At 37.1% G+C, this 15,024-nt stretch carries 14 protein-coding genes; 1 reads left to right on the forward strand and 13 read right to left on the reverse strand.

Translation table 11 applies throughout. From position 1 onward, the window contains the following. Positions 1-30: 30 nt before the first annotated feature. From coaE to FC19_RS05235, 9 genes are all read right to left on the reverse strand, one after another. Positions 31-630 carry a dephospho-CoA kinase gene (gene coaE / locus FC19_RS05195; protein WP_057875928.1) on the reverse strand — a complete coding sequence of 200 codons (600 nt, stop codon included), beginning with the start codon at positions 628-630 and terminating at the stop codon, positions 31-33. Beyond that, positions 631-1,458: a DNA-formamidopyrimidine glycosylase gene (gene mutM / locus FC19_RS05200; protein ID WP_057875929.1), complete on the reverse strand. Its 828-nt coding sequence runs from the start codon at positions 1,456-1,458 to the stop codon at positions 631-633. Between the two features lie 14 nt (positions 1,459-1,472). Next, a complete protein-coding gene (gene polA / locus FC19_RS05205; RefSeq protein WP_187327535.1) occupies positions 1,473-4,148 on the reverse strand; it encodes a DNA polymerase I in 2,676 nt (891 codons plus the stop codon). A 138-nt stretch (positions 4,149-4,286) separates the two neighbouring features. Continuing rightward, entirely contained in the window at positions 4,287-4,991 is a 705-nt protein-coding gene (locus FC19_RS05210) for a Bax inhibitor-1/YccA family protein (RefSeq protein ID WP_057875931.1), read from the reverse strand. Next, positions 4,991-5,473, reverse strand: coding sequence for a MaoC/PaaZ C-terminal domain-containing protein (locus FC19_RS05215; RefSeq protein WP_057875932.1), 483 nt, complete (start codon positions 5,471-5,473; stop codon positions 4,991-4,993). Before FC19_RS05215 ends, FC19_RS05210 begins: the two co-directional genes overlap by 1 nt. Before the next feature lie 203 nt (positions 5,474-5,676). Continuing rightward, positions 5,677-7,002: a UDP-N-acetylmuramate--L-alanine ligase gene (gene murC, locus FC19_RS05220; protein WP_057875933.1), complete on the reverse strand. Its 1,326-nt coding sequence runs from the start codon at positions 7,000-7,002 to the stop codon at positions 5,677-5,679. A gap of 87 nt (positions 7,003-7,089) precedes the next feature. Further along, entirely contained in the window at positions 7,090-9,393 is a 2,304-nt protein-coding gene (locus FC19_RS05225; RefSeq protein ID WP_057875934.1) for a DNA translocase FtsK, read from the reverse strand. A 120-nt stretch (positions 9,394-9,513) separates the two neighbouring features. Further along, entirely contained in the window at positions 9,514-10,128 is a 615-nt protein-coding gene (gene ytpR, locus FC19_RS05230) for a YtpR family tRNA-binding protein (RefSeq protein ID WP_057875935.1), read from the reverse strand. Positions 10,129-10,331: 203 nt separating this feature from the next. Then, the gene (locus FC19_RS05235) at positions 10,332-10,652 is read right to left on the reverse strand and encodes a thioredoxin family protein (RefSeq protein WP_057875936.1); all 321 of its coding nucleotides are present in this window, start codon (positions 10,650-10,652) and stop codon (positions 10,332-10,334) included. Between the two features lie 150 nt (positions 10,653-10,802). On the opposite strand from FC19_RS05235, the gene FC19_RS05240 reads away from it, so the two are divergent. Further along, on the forward strand, positions 10,803-11,129 hold the full coding sequence (locus FC19_RS05240) for a hypothetical protein (RefSeq protein WP_057875937.1): 327 nt from the start codon (positions 10,803-10,805) through the stop codon (positions 11,127-11,129). Between the two features lie 8 nt (positions 11,130-11,137). Here FC19_RS05240 and trmB read toward each other — a convergent pair whose 3' ends face one another. From trmB to FC19_RS05260, 4 genes are all read right to left on the reverse strand, one after another. Then, on the reverse strand, positions 11,138-11,776 hold the full coding sequence (gene trmB / locus FC19_RS05245) for a tRNA (guanosine(46)-N7)-methyltransferase TrmB (protein ID WP_057875938.1): 639 nt from the start codon (positions 11,774-11,776) through the stop codon (positions 11,138-11,140). A gap of 170 nt (positions 11,777-11,946) precedes the next feature. Continuing rightward, positions 11,947-12,759, reverse strand: coding sequence for a phosphotransferase family protein (locus tag FC19_RS05250; protein ID WP_057875939.1), 813 nt, complete (start codon positions 12,757-12,759; stop codon positions 11,947-11,949). Between the two features lie 63 nt (positions 12,760-12,822). Then, complete coding sequence (locus FC19_RS05255; RefSeq protein ID WP_057875940.1) at positions 12,823-14,037, reverse strand: ABC transporter permease; 1,215 nt, start codon at positions 14,035-14,037, stop codon at positions 12,823-12,825. Next, a complete protein-coding gene (locus FC19_RS05260) occupies positions 14,030-14,770 on the reverse strand; it encodes an ABC transporter ATP-binding protein (RefSeq protein WP_057875941.1) in 741 nt (246 codons plus the stop codon). The genes FC19_RS05255 and FC19_RS05260 overlap by 8 nt, the downstream gene beginning before the upstream one ends. Positions 14,771-15,024: the final 254 nt, after the last annotated feature.

Raw genomic sequence — 15,024 nt, forward strand, 5'->3', positions numbered from 1 at the left:
CCTCATTAAAAGAATTATTTCTTTCTTGTGCTATGCAAACTTATTCATTATAAGCCATTCTATCACTTGCATTAAGGTTTCTTCAACTTGTTTAGAATTGTCAATGACAACATCTGCACGTTTGTTACGTTCAGCCTGACTCATTTGCGATTTAATTCTCTTCTCGGCTTCATCAATGTTTAAACCGTTTCGTTTCATCAAGCGTTTTAATTGAACACTATATGGAACACAAACTGTCATAACACTGTCACAGTATTTTTCATAATGTCCTTCAAAAAGAAGGGGGATTTCTAAAACAAGCAATTTGACTTTCATTTTTCTTGATTGATCAATCAATTCTTCAACTTTTTGTCTGATAAGCGGCCCAGTTATTGCATTTAATTGTTTTAAATGTTTTTTGTTAGCAAAAACATTTTTTCCTAACCGTCCTCTGTCCAACTTTCCATTAGTTTTAACGATTTCATTTCCAAAAGTCTGCTTTATTTTTTCCAAACCAACCGTTCCAGGTTCAACAATTTGTCGAGCAATACGATCACCATCAATCACCGTTGCACCTTTTTTTTTCAAGAACTCGCTGACAGTTGATTTCCCGCTTGCAATTCCACCAGTTAAGCCCAAAATATATGTCATTTACTTAACCTTCTGACAAACTGGACAAAAGTGAGTTCCACGCTGCCCTACAACGATTTTTTCAATAGAAGCGCCACAACGTTCACAGGGCATGCCTTTTTTCCCGTATACATGCAATTCAAATTGAAACGATCCAAGATGCTGAAAAGCATCCGTATATGTTCTAATAGTAGTTCCACCGGCTCTGATTGCTTTTGCAAGTTCTATAATAATATTATCGTGTAGTAGTTTGACCTCTTGTTCATTTAACCGGTATGACGGTGTTTCTGGATGAATACGGCTTAACCATAAGACCTCATCTGCGTAGATGTTACCCAATCCAGCTACAAGTGTTTGATCAAGAAGCGCTGTTTTAACAACCTTTTTCTTTTGATTCAGCTTGTGATAAAAAACACTTGTGTCAAAAGCGGCCTTGGTTGGTTCTGGTCCCAATTTTTTTATTCCTGAAACTTCGAACTTTTGGGATGTTGGTACCAATTCCATTCGTCCGAATTTTCGCACATCATTATAACGCAACTGTTTTCCACCATGTAGCGAAAAAACAACATGAGTATGTTTTTCTAATGGATCGCTGCTTGATTTCACAAAATACTTTCCCTCCATTCTAAGGTGTGAAATCAACGAGAGCTCGCCACTAAGATTGAAAATCAAATACTTTCCTCGGCGATCAATGGATAGTATCTTGCGCTCTTTAAGGAGCTGGCAAAAATTTTTTGGATCACCTTGGATTATCTTAGGATACAAGGCACTAACCTGTTCAATTGTATCCCCCAAAACCATTTTCTCTAGTCCCCGGCGAACTGTTTCAACTTCTGGTAATTCTGGCATTTGTTACACTTCCCTTATTTTGCATCGAACCATGTTATTCCATGTGAACTCTCAACTTTGAGTGGTATATCAAGCGATACTGCCGCATCCATCACACTTGGGACAACTTTTTCCAAGATAGGAATTTCTGCATTTGGAGATTCAAAAATGAGTTCATCATGAACTTGCAACAACATCCTAGTTTTAAGTCCCTTTTCTTTGAGCATTTTCTGCATATTAATCATTGCAACCTTTATAATATCGGCTGCACTTCCTTGAATAGGGGTATTCATCGCCGTTCTTTCCGCAAAAGAACGGACATTATAATTACTGCTGTGAATATCTGGCAAGTAGCGGCGACGTTTGAACAAAGTTTCAACGTATCCCTTCTCACGTGCACTCTCAACAATACGCTCCATATATTCCTTGACTCCTGGGAATACTTGAAAATATTTTTCAATGAATTCTTTAGCTTGCTTTCTTGAAATACCAATATTCTGCGCTAATCCGTAATCACTGATTCCATAGACAATTCCAAAGTTTACCGCCTTAGCTTGACGACGCATATTACTCGTTACATCCGTTGGTGAATCAAGATCAAAAATATTCATAGCCGTATTCGCATGAATGTCTTGTCCTTCTGAAAAGGCAGTTTGCATGTTAGCATCATGTGAGATGTGGGCCAGTACGCGTAATTCGATTTGTGAATAATCAGAAGAAAAAATTTGCCATCCCTTCTTCTGCGGTATGAAAGCCTGTCGGATCTTCTTTCCTTCTGGTAAACGAATCGGGATATTTTGCAGATTAGGATCTACTGAAGAAAGACGTCCAGTCGATGTTAGGGTTTGCGTGTAGCGCGTATGGACTTTACTATCTTTTTTAAAAGTTACTTTCAGCAAACCTTCAATATATGTCGATTGTATTTTTGCAATTTGGCGATATTTCAAAATATTGTCAATGATCGGTGCCATCCCACGCAGTTTTTCTAGAACACTGACTGCAGTCGAATAGCCTGTTTTTGTTTTCTTTATTACGGGCAGCTTCATTTTTTCAAATAAAATGACGCCTAGTTGCTTAGGTGAATTAAGATTGAATTTCTCTCCAGCTTCCTGGTAAATCGTTTCTTTGATTTCACTGATTCTTTCTTTGAACTCGCTCCCCATTTCTTCCAATCTATTGGTATCAACCGTTATCCCATCTATTTCCATTTCAGCTAGGACAATTGACAAGGGACGTTCAATATTGTAATAAAGTTCTTCTTGGTGGTTACTGGCCAACTTTTGCATCATTGACTTTCTTAATTCTTTAATTGTTCGAACTTTATTGCACAAATGTCCGAAATATTCTGCATCTTTTTCTGGAATTTTAAGCTTGGCTCCTTTTCCATAGATCTCTTCATCTTCAAGTACCTGCGTATAGTTATGCATTTGAGCCAGTTTTCCCAAATCATTGCTATTATCACTTGTATCAAGCAGGTATGAGACCAATAACAAATCAAATCTTACTGCCGTCAGATGAATTCCGAGGCGATTAAGGCCCACAAAAGTTCTTTTTCCATCAAACACATCAACGGAACAGTTTTCATTCTCTAAAAATTTGCGCAGTTTTGAATTTTTTAAAAGTTTTGTATCTCTAGCAACATAATATTTAGTTCCAATATTCAAAGCAAAACCGACTAGAGGTGCATTATGATAATTTTCACCAAGTATTTCTAGGTAAAAAGAAATTTCTTCATCCTCATTAAGATCAATTTGATCCAACTTTTTTTGTGATAAAGCAATGAAATCAACATTTTCGATGACTTTGCGTGAAGTATCATTTTGACTGTCTGTTTTCATTTTTTCCAAGAAGCGTTTAAAATCCATTTCTTGGAAAAACTCCACAAGCTCCTTCTCATCTATTCCTGTCCATGCAATATCATCAAGGCCCACTTCAAGTGGTATATCACACCTGATACGAGCAAGATCTTTACACATAAAGGCCTTCTCTTTGTCTTCGATCAAGTGCTCCTTCATTTTAGATTTTTTTATATCGTCAATATTTGCATAAATACCCTCAATTGATTCAAATTGTTTTAACAGTTTAACCGCTGTTTTTTCCCCAATCTTAGCAACCCCTGGATAGTTATCTGAATTATCCCCAACTAATCCTTTCATGTCTACAATTTGACTAGGTGTCAAACCATATTTTTCTTCAACATGATCCGGTGTATAATTTTCAACTTCCGTTACACCTTTTTGTGTTACTGCAACAGTTGTTTGACTAGTCGCTAACTGTGTCAAATCACGGTCTCCTGTGACTATTGTTGTCTCAAATCCCTTTTTTTCACCTTGTTGTGCAAGCGTTCCAATAATATCATCTGCTTCATAATTTTGGAGTTCGTAATGTTTCATGCCATAAGCATCCAACATTTTTTTTACATAAGGAAATTGCTCAGAGAGCTCTGTTGGAGTTTTTGAACGTCCACCTTTATAATCAGAATACTTACCATTGCGAAATGTTTTCTTGCCCGCATCAAAAGCAACCAAAACATGCGTTGGATTAACGTTTTCAATGATGTTATCTAACATGGTTTTGAAACCATAAATTGCATTTGTATGCAGTCCATTATGATTAACAAAACGCTCCAACGATTGATGTAAAGCAAAGAAAGCCCTAAATGCTACACTATTTCCATCAATTAACAATAATTTTTTTTTATCTTCCACCACTTAAAACTCCTTTAAATAGACTATCTTCATTACCTGCAAATTATCGTCACAATCGTAAATCCTTACTGTTTTCTTTTTCAAATAAATAAGGCTAGGGCAAAATACTAACACGCCCTAGCCTCCTTAGCTTTTTTAAATCTAATTTTTACCATTAAAACCTGTGAAAATATTCAGCAAACTGATAAACAAATTGACAAAATCAAGATAGAGCTGCAGAGCTCCCATCAGAGCCAAACTGTTAGTGTTGACTTGCCCAGCGGTCTGATGATAAAGAAGTTTAAACTTTTGTGCATCCCAAGCGATTAAAGCAGTAAAGATAATCACTCCTACGAAGGAAAATACAAAAGCAATCATAGAGCTTTGGAGAAAAATATTAATAACTGAAACAACAATCAATCCGATCAATGCTGCCAAAGCCTGAGTTCCAATACGTGACAAATCACGTTTTGTAATCGTTCCGATAATGGCTAGGACGACAAAAACAGCTGCGGCAGAAACAAAGGCCATTGTTACATCTTGATAAGCATAAGCCGTTAGGATTATCCCAAAAAACAAGCCTTCAATTACGGAAAACAATACCAACCCCGCTCCAGAAGCAAGCGGCGAACGATCAGCCTTAAATGACATTCCGATTGCAATACCAAATTGAGCTGCAATCAAGAGCCACATCATGTAACGATTTTGAGCCATAAAACTCATTGTTTGCTGATAATAAACGTTCGAAACAAGATACGCCACTACCGCAGATATACCAACAGCGCCAGCCATAAAACTATACATTTTTGTTAAAAAACTGTTTAATCCTTCACGACTTGAATTTACTATTTGTTGTTCATTGTTCATTAAGCATTCACCTCTTCAATATTTATACCATTGAGCGAAACTGACCTTTTTTTCGGAGGTTTTACCATCACTATGGCATCCACAATACGCTCATCTTCGTTTTTAGTCCCAGTAATGGAAAGCGTAACTACTTCCTTCATCATATCGACCTTAATAACCTCAAAATTTAGTGTTACATTTTCATCATGGTAAACAGGTAGCATAAAGTTGACAGATAAATTGACAACTTCACTCCCAGGGCCTGGCAAAAGTTTGGAAATAGAACTAGTAATGATACCGGTTAATAATACAGGAGGTACAACCGGCCCTTTGTAACCGATCTCTTTTGCGTACTCATGTTGAATATACAAAGGATTATTATCATTCGTCATTCCCAAATAAAGTAATATGTCTCGATCTGAAAGGCTCTCATTGACTGTAAGAGAATCCCCCTCCACTATTTCATCAATCGTTTTACCCTTTCTATGCGAATCTTCTGACATAGATTGCGCCACCTCCATATAGTCTTGTCTATATATTAGCATATCATTTTCACGTGCTCAATGTATATGTGCCAAATAAAAAACGAGCAGAGTGAAAAACTAAATCGAAGTACTGTTCAGGCAAAGTCCCATCTTTAAATTTGATGTTAAAAATACCTACACACCATCGCTTATATTAGCATTATCGCTGCTCGTTTGATTATTTAATTGTTTTTATAGCTTAAGTTGCTCAACAATTTCTCATATGCATACTCATACTTCTGAATATCACCCGCGCCCATAAAGATAACAACTGCATCATGAAAATCCAGCAAGGGCGACATATTGTCCAACTTCAGAACTGAACCACCCTTAGTAATTTTATTTCCTAAATCGGCACTAGACACATTTCCACCATGTTCACGAATCGAACTGAATATATCTGTCAAGAAGACTTGGTCAGCCATATTCAAACTAGCTGCAAAATCATCCATCAAGGCAATTGTTCGACTGAATGTATGTGGTTGGAAAACCGCAATAATCTTCTTTTTCGGGTATTTTTGGCGTGCGGCATCAAGGGTTGCTTTAATTTCCGAAGGATGATGCGCATAGTCATCAATAATAGTTACGTCTGCGACATACTTTTCTGTGAAGCGACGTTTTACACCTTTAAAACTCAACAACTCATGCTTTATTTCCTCTTGATCAACTTTTTCAAAGTACGAAACAGCTATCACCGCTAAACTATTCAAGACATTGTGCTCACCGAACAATGGGATTTGATAATTTCCTAAGAACACATCATGTCGATATACATCGAAGGAAGATCCCTTCGTCGTACGTTTGATATTAGTAGCTCTAAACTCATCATTTTCCTCAGTTCCATAGTAATGAATTGGAACTTCTGATTTTAGTTTACGAAGATTCTTGTCTTCTCCCCAGGCAAAAATTCCTTTTTTGGTTTGTGAGGCAAGCGTTGAAAATGCTGCGCAAACATCCTCAATCCCAGTAAAGTAATCAGGATGATCAAAATCAATATTTGTCATAATTACATAGTCCGGGTGGTACGCCACAAAATGTCGCCGATACTCATCAGCTTCAAAAACAAAGAAACGTGCGTTAGGTACCCCTTTGCCTGAACCATCGCCCACAAGATAACTTGTTGGAGATACACCACCTAAAACATGCGCCAAAAGTCCAGTGGTACTTGTCTTACCGTGAGCACCCGCCACTCCAATACTTGTCGTCTTCTGTATCAATTTTTCTAAAAAATCTGGGTAACGAATTACCTCTAATCCCATTTTACGGGCTTTTTTTATTTCTTTTTGATTGTCATCAAAGGCATTTCCTGCCACAATCGTCAAACCTTCATGAATATTATTTTCATCAAAAGGTAATATTTTTATTCCAGCTAACTCTAATCCGCGTTGTGTAAAAGTGTATTTCTCTATGTCAGAACCAGTAACTTTCAGCCCTTGGTCATGCAGGAGCAACGCCAAAGAACTCATTCCTGTACCTTTGATCCCAACAAAATAGTAAGTGGTGTCCATTATAATTATCCTCTTTTCTATCATCGCAATCATTGCATATTTTACCATAAATAGACAGCATTTGTTTTAAAACCTTGAACATCTTATTTAATCTTTTAACTTATCCAAACCAGCTTGTGTTAAAAAAACATCACGCGGTTTTGAACCTCTTGCAGGTGAAATATATTGCTTTTGCTCAAGATCATCAATGATATTGGCAGCACGATTATAGCCAATTGAAAAGACCCTTTGCAATTTCGATGTTGAAATATTTTCTTCATTCACAATGTAATCTAATACACGTGGAAGAAGTTCATCTTCTTGATCATTACGTTCTATCTTCTTTTTAAGACTTGCCGGATCAAATGCATATTTTGGGCTCCCTTGAGTACGTACAAAATCACTAATTTGATCGACTTCATTTTCTACAAATGTTCCTTGTATTCGCGTCGGCTGGCTTTCACCATTACCTAGGTAGAGCATATCCCCACGACCTAAAAGTCGTTCGGCCCCGGAACAATCTAAGATGGTTCTGGAATCCACTTGACTCGAAACCATAAATGCTATTCGCGTGGGAATATTGTTCTTTATCGTTCCTGTTATCACATCAACACTTGGTCGCTGTGTCGCAATAATCAGGTGGATGCCTGCCGCCCGAGCCTTTTGTGTGATCCTTGCAATATAATCTTGAACTTCTGACGATGCAGCCATCATCAAATCCGCCAACTCGTCGATTATAATCACAATATACGGCATTTTTAATCCGTAGTCACCATGCTTTTCAGCCTTTGAATTATAGCCCTCAATATTTCTTGCACCACCTGCTGCAAGACGTTGGTAGCGCTCTTCCATTTCTTCTACGGCCCACTTCAATGCCGCTGCCGCAGCTGCAGGATCAGAAATTACAGGTGATAATAAATGCGGAATTTCATGGTATGGGGCCAATTCAACTGCCTTAGGATCAATCAGTAGTAATTTTACCTGGGCAGGTGTAGCTTTGTATAACAATGAAACTAAGATACTATTAATGAAAACTGATTTTCCTGAACCAGTTGCTCCAGCTATTAATCCGTGCGGCATTTTTCGGAGATCCGTAACTTTGGGTCTTCCAAACAAGTCGACTCCCAAAGCAACTGTAAGTGGGGATGTTTTCTTAACAAATAGGTCCGAGGTCAAAACCTCTGACAACATGACCGGTCGAGAATGCAGGTTAGGGATCTCAACACCAACACTACTTTTCCCAGGAATCGGAGCCTCAATCCGAATATCCTGAGCAGCAAGTGCAAGTTTCAAATCATCACTTAAATTAGTTATTTTATTGACCTTGACTCCCCTGCCTAAAACAATTTCAAATTGAGTTACTGCTGGGCCAATTGTCCAATCCTTTACACTCGCCTTCACATTGAACGACTTTAAGGTTTCATTCAAAACATCGATTTGGGAAAGCACCCATTCATCCATTGATTCATCTTCATTTTTTATTGGAGCTGGTAGCAATGAAACTGGAGGATATTGATACTCTTCATTTACACTTTGAGCTGGGCAGCCTTCCATCTCTCTATCCGACTTAAGCAGAGTTTTTTCTTCTGTCTCGTTTTCATTACCTTCATAAAGTTCGTTCTTTTTCGGGACAATGATTTTATCAGATTGCGGTCCAATCTTTTTTTCGTCATTGTCAATTTTCACATCTGTGACTGTCTGCGCTAAAACAAGCTCACGTTCGATGCCTTTCTCTTCAACATCAGTATCATTCACCTCATTTTTGCCAACCGTCGGCAAAAAGAAATTATTGTTATTATTTGTGGATACTGTTTTTTTATCGCTTTTATCAATTGATATATCAACATGTTCAGCAATACTTTGTTCATTTTGACTATTATTTAAAATCTTTGCTTCTTTATTTTCAACCAAACTGTCTTTCTTTTTCAGTAGCTTTTCGTCTTGTTCTTCAGTTTCTGATTCATCAGCTACATTCCCAAATACAGCTTGATTCATGTCCGCATTTGTAACACTCTTTGCTTCTACTTCAACATGCTGCTCTGGTTCTGGTATAACTTTTTGCGCAGTATTTTCATCTTCGAGGATGATTACGTTGTTCTTATGATATTCACCTTCTCCTCCGAAAAGAAGAAAGGATTCTCTTTCCTTCTTTAGCTGCACAAAAAGATGATCATACTTTGCCTGTTCACTAGCAAATTTTTGCAGTTTTAAAATAGGCGGAGGAACATATGTTGGCCGAAAAGCATGTCCGCTAACCTTCCGATCCTGTTTAAATTGATTGATCTTTGTCTTGTGCTGTTCTTTATTCCTATTTTTATGAATCTGCTCTTGCATACTTCTTTCAATATGCTTTTTATCTTTTCCCTCAGCTTTTTGCATACGATAAAAAGCCGGGCCATCGTAATGTTGCATCGCTTCTCATCCTAACACTAAAAATTGGGCTAGTATCAATGTTATTTACCATCTCTACTAGCCCATTCTATCATAGAAAAGTCATTCTATCTTTTGAGTTGAAAAAATCACATCAGTTCTTTAAAAAACAAATTCTTTGCCTGTAGGATATTTTTCATGCGAAAGCACTAAAATACCTTTTTTTTGAGGTGCATTTGGAAGATTTAATTCTCTCGCAGAACAAATCATGCCTTCACTTTGAACACCGCGCAGCTTTCCTGGCCAAATAATTTCTCCATTCGGCATCATTGCCCCAACTTTAGCAACAACAACAGTCTGACCCTGAGCAATATTTGGCGCTCCACAAACAATCTGCAATACTTCTCCATTATCAATCCTTGTTTTGGTTACGTGAAGATGATCCGAATCTGGATGTTCCTTCAGTTCTTCAACAAACCCAACAACAAATTTTGGCTTGTTATCAGCTACCAACTTATCTTCAAACCCAGTTTCAGCCAATATTTTATTAAGATCAGCCAGTTGATCATCATTCAATTTAACTTGTCCCTGTCCGTTCAAAGAACCAATAATATCAGAAACATTAAAAAAATTGTAACCTAGTAAATTACCGGTCTCAGCATCTCTGATGCGAACGATATTATTTTTTATGTCTACTTTTTGTTGCAGTGTGTCTGCATGCGTGATTGTGATCAATATATCTCCCAAATTACTAGGATTGTAACTAGCAATCAACATTAAATCTAATTCTCCTTTTTTCGCAACAGAGTCGCATTTAAACTTTTTCTTATACCACTCAACCCAACTCTGTGCTTTTCAAATATGTTTTTAACAAACCCGAATTACTACAACAGAAATCTGCTTTTTAATATCAGCTTAATACAGCTAATATTTTTGTTTTTTTGAGATATACTTCATATTGAAAAAACTCACCAAAGTAATTATACTGCTTGATCTAAGAAACGCTCTACCTCTTCTTTTGTTTTCCGATCTTTGTTAACAAAACGTGCAATTTCCTTACCATTACGATATACCACAAAACTGGGAATCCCCATAATACCTAATTCTTGACATAAAGAAATGTTCTCATCCCGATCGACCTGAATAAAAGTTGATTCAGTATATTTTTCTTCAATTTGCGGCATTGCCGGCTTGATAAAACGACAATCAGGGCACCAATCGGCTGTAAAAAAAAGCACGTAAGTACCTGAACTCAATTTTTTTTCCAAATCAATAGCATTTATTTTTTCTAGAATTTTCATAATATCCTCCCTATTATTTATGATTTACATTATAACGTTTTTTAAAATTAAAAAAAATTTTTTGTTTATGTTATGAAATCTAAAACGTTTTTTTTAGTTGCGGTTGGTGCTATACTTTAAACATTAAATTAATTTTTCAGGAGAAACGCTATGATAGATTTCAAATCAAACAATATACCCTTGTCCCTAGGACTTCTGGTGGGTTTCGCCACTGGTATTTATGCAAATAGATTAGCTAAGAGAAAAAGTTACATCTCACCGCAAAAGATACTTAAACAAATCAAAAGAACTTTCCAAGAAGAGACACCTATTCAAGGAGCTTGGATTAGCACATTCACTCAGCCATTTCAAAAATTTGCTTTTAAAACACAGGTTTACAGCGGCGGGCTTTCCCGCATGGAAGATCACCAGCTTATTCAATACAAATTTTTAGCGGATGCCAAAACAGGTGGTGTGCTCGATTTACAGCGTTTATGAACAAAATATCAAAAATGAGCTTCTAATTTGTAAATAACCTGTCCTCTTTGACTGAATTTTTCCTCGTACTCAGTCATAACATTGTCCTCTGCCTCGTCACTTTGATGAAGATTTAACGAAATTTTGTCAAAAATCATTCCAAAGTTATTCATACTTTTTAAGGAGTATTCGAACAGTCCACGGTTATCGGTTTTGAATTCAAGATGTCCCTTTTTTTCCAATACATTTTTATACTGTTCTAGGAAAGTCGGGTAGGTTAACCTTCGCTTGGCTTGCTTTTTCTTTGGCCATGGGTCTGAAAAATTAAGATAGATAACAGCAACTTCACCATCTTCAAAGTACTCACTTACCCCACTGCCATTCGCACAAATTAATTGTAAATTATCCAATTTCAGCTCAAGTTGTTTTTTCAAAACAACTGCTGCCACAGAAGTCTGAAGTTCGATACCAATAAAATTACGTTCTGGATGCTTTTGTGCCATTTCAATAATAAACTGTCCCTTACCTGTCCCGATCTCAACAAATAACGGCGCAATTTTTTTGAATCGTTTTTGCCATTCACTTCGATATTTTTTTGGATCTGTTGTGATAAACTGCGGATTGGCTTCGATCAAAGGCCTCGCCCATGGTTTATTACGTAAACGCATATTTTTCCTCCTAGTAATTAAATAATCATACAAAAATAAAAAAAGCTGGAACAAAAAAACATTTGTTTCAGCTCACCATAACATTAAAAATATCCTTTGGACCAGAAAATGATCTACAACAATTACATGTCCCATCCCTTTATAATCAATTGAACCCTTGACTCAGGTAATTAGACAAATAATGTAAAGTCATAGCCCCCCTGGTTCTTTGATATGTCAGCAAGCTTTAATATGTCTTGGTTCATTTCTATGAAATGACCACGCTCACACTGATTTTTGACTGATAACAGCAAGTTCAACCTGCAATACCAAGCGATGCGCTGTTGAAACGTATCGGTCAGGTTTTTATCAAAATTAGCTGTCAACCATTCTTTCCAGTCCTTACGTGGGACATACTGACACATCAACACACTCAGATCCATGGCCGGGTCAGCCAATGCTGCTGACTCCCAGTCAACCAAATACAGTCGATTCGAATCTGATAATAACCAATTTTTGTGATTCAGATCACCGTGACAAACACTATAATCCCGATGATCAAACTTGGGCTGGTTAGATCTCAACCTATTGGCGACATTTTTCAGTAAAGGGTGCTGCCGCAGTGAACTGCTTAACCCCCGAAAATAACTTGCTAACAAATCTTCAGGGAAAACATAGCGACCGCCAACCTGCCACAGCATTTTCTTAAGTACATTTGATCTGTGTACTCTAGTCAGCAGCTCCACAACTCGCCTATCCTTCATTTCTTCACGAGTCAAGCAACGGCCATTAAGCCATTCCTGTGCTGTCAATGTATCCCCCGTCGAAATATGCCGTGTCCACACCAAACGTGGAGTAATTTCCTCTAAAGAGAGAGCTGCCAAGAAAGGAGAAGTGTTTCGCTTTATAAAAAGCTTTTCCTGTTCTTTTGTACCCACATAAGCCATGCCAGTGTTACCGCCAATCGGCCGAATTTGCCAACCGTCATCCAGTCTGAAATCCATATTGGCCAATCTCCTCTACACGATACCTAACTAGTACAAGTCTACAAACTCGCTTACTGAGTGTCAAGTATTTTTTACTGCATATTTTGTCAAAAAGTTACCCGTTAGAAAGACAATCATCAAAAGAACGGTTCCAGCTACTCCTAGTGTCTCAACCAAAGCATGCGTTGCAAGCACACTTGCCGCAACTAATAATACACCTGTCAGTAATAATAAACAGCGGAGAACCCCTCTAAAATTGGCAAGTCTATCAGCCTTTTTTAACGGATAGATATGTGTAAAGATTATATCATCATAGTCATTATAGAGCGGTAGTAATTGAAAACCAACTAAATACATAAAAAGCATCGTCAATATTATCGCTAATATAATGTTCGGGATAAAAATCAGAACGACAAACCCCAGCACACTAAGTCTTAAATACAGACTGCTATATTCACTTTTTCTTACTAGAGCACGCCAATATAGAAACTTGAAAACATCTTTTGAAGTTTTCATTTTTGGCAAATAAGCATCAAGTAATTTGAAACGGTGAACACTTCCCTTTACCTGTGGAACATCTGTAAAAAGATTTATAAAACGATATAGGCTCATCATTCGATGATTTTCAATTTGCAGCATTCGTTTCCAACGAAATACATTTTTTTTAGCAGCTTTTCTGATGAGATATACCATTACTACCAAGCTAACCAATGTCAACGACAACGCAATAAATGCCGACAAATAGAAAGTCAAAATCATAACTGACACTGGAATGATAAATTCGACAGATAATTTCATCCACCATTTGTCAACCTTAACATCATAACTAATAATGAGAAAACGTCCAAGGTAAACCGCCTTTAACAATAATTGTGTTAACCAAAGCAACCAAATTTCTGCCGTTCTTAAATGCACCCCCTGTTGTAGAAAGGGAATTGAAATCAACATACTCAACGACTGAAAAAAGAGCGCAATAAAAAACGAATGCGTAAAAGCTCGTTTTAAAAAAGAAAACATTTTATTTTCAAGCGGCAAAAGGAAAATAGTGTCGGGTTCATCCAAAAGAGACACAAAACTACCCATTTGAAGCATTAAAACAAAGATCACTACCATTAATGGTCTGCTCCACCACTCAAGTGTATTAGGTAATGATCTTAAAAAATTTGAATATCCTAAACCCAAGCCACCAACAAAGAACAACAGCGCTAACACAAAATGATCGTTCAATACAAATCTTGAATAATGCAAGAGCACACGCTGATATTTTTTCAAACGCACATTCCACAAATTATCCATGGTTTGTCACTTCCTGAGTCAATCCGAGGTATATGTCTGTTAATGTAGCCTGCTGATTCTGATATACATTGCGAAGCTCTTCAAATGTACCCTGTGTTTTTATCTTCCCTTCATGAAGAAGTACAAAGTAATCACAATGTTCTTGCGCAGTACTAAGGACATGAGTCGACATCAATACAGCAGCCCCGCGTTTTTTTTCACTTTGAATTAGGTTTAATAAATCCCTGGTCGCTAATGGATCCAGCCCCAGAAACGGCTCATCGATTACATAAAGTTCTGCCTCTGTCAAAAAAGCACATACAATCATTACTTTTTGTTTCATCCCTTTTGAAAAATTAGCAGGAAACCATTCTAGTTTGTTTGAAAGTCTGAACATTTTAAGCAGTGATTCTGCCCTTAGCCATGCCTTTCCTTTATTCAAACCATATGCCATTATTGTCAGATCAATATGCTCTCTTAATGTCAGTTCCTGATACAATACCGGGATCTCAGGAATATAAGCCATTTTACTTTTGTAGGTTTCTGGATCTTTCATTAATGTTGCACCATCGATGATAATACTGCCCTTTTGTGGAGTCAGTAATCCAATAACATGATTAATTGTTGTCGATTTCCCTGCACCATTTAAGCCTATAAGACCAACTACTTCGCCAGCACGAACCTCAAAAGAAATGTTCTTTAAAACTGGCACTTGGGAATATCCTCCAACTAGACCATTAATTTTTAATGTCATTACAAATATATTCCTTTCAGCTTTTTGTTAGTGATAATTTAGGGATATTATAGCATATATTTTTAAGGAAGCAGTTTAAAATAAGCGTGTGCTGTAAGTCGGTAAAATTTAAGTTCTAACGCAAGATTACGGACATGGCGTGTTTTTTTACTGTGAATAATTCGACATTAGGCAGAGTATTTTGACTTACGGAACTCGTTTAGACAAAATCGATAAAGGAAATGGATCAATCAAATACACCCAGCTTACCTATA

The organism is Liquorilactobacillus aquaticus DSM 21051 (genome assembly GCF_001436755.1).
Classification (GTDB): domain Bacteria; phylum Bacillota; class Bacilli; order Lactobacillales; family Lactobacillaceae; genus Liquorilactobacillus; species Liquorilactobacillus aquaticus.

Bases quoted from the DNA above. Each gene is read 5' to 3' on its own strand.
- coaE (WP_057875928.1), bottom strand. From the start codon at position 630: ATGACATATATTTTGGGCTTAACTGGTGGAATTGCAAGCGGGAAATCA.
- mutM (WP_057875929.1), bottom strand. From the start codon at position 1,458: ATGCCAGAATTACCAGAAGTTGAAACAGTTCGCCGGGGACTAGAGAAA.
- FC19_RS05210 (WP_057875931.1), bottom strand. From the start codon at position 4,991: ATGAACAATGAACAACAAATAGTAAATTCAAGTCGTGAAGGATTAAAC.
- FC19_RS05215 (WP_057875932.1), bottom strand. From the start codon at position 5,473: ATGTCAGAAGATTCGCATAGAAAGGGTAAAACGATTGATGAAATAGTG.
- murC (WP_057875933.1), bottom strand. From the start codon at position 7,002: ATGGACACCACTTACTATTTTGTTGGGATCAAAGGTACAGGAATGAGT.
- FC19_RS05225 (WP_057875934.1), bottom strand. From the start codon at position 9,393: ATGCAACATTACGATGGCCCGGCTTTTTATCGTATGCAAAAAGCTGAG.
- ytpR (WP_057875935.1), bottom strand. From the start codon at position 10,128: ATGTTGATTGCTAGTTACAATCCTAGTAATTTGGGAGATATATTGATC.
- FC19_RS05235 (WP_057875936.1), bottom strand. From the start codon at position 10,652: ATGAAAATTCTAGAAAAAATAAATGCTATTGATTTGGAAAAAAAATTG.
- FC19_RS05240 (WP_057875937.1), top strand. From the start codon at position 10,803: ATGATAGATTTCAAATCAAACAATATACCCTTGTCCCTAGGACTTCTG.
- trmB (WP_057875938.1), bottom strand. From the start codon at position 11,776: ATGCGTTTACGTAATAAACCATGGGCGAGGCCTTTGATCGAAGCCAAT.
- FC19_RS05250 (WP_057875939.1), bottom strand. From the start codon at position 12,759: ATGGATTTCAGACTGGATGACGGTTGGCAAATTCGGCCGATTGGCGGT.
- FC19_RS05255 (WP_057875940.1), bottom strand. From the start codon at position 14,037: ATGGATAATTTGTGGAATGTGCGTTTGAAAAAATATCAGCGTGTGCTC.
- FC19_RS05260 (WP_057875941.1), bottom strand. From the start codon at position 14,770: ATGACATTAAAAATTAATGGTCTAGTTGGAGGATATTCCCAAGTGCCA.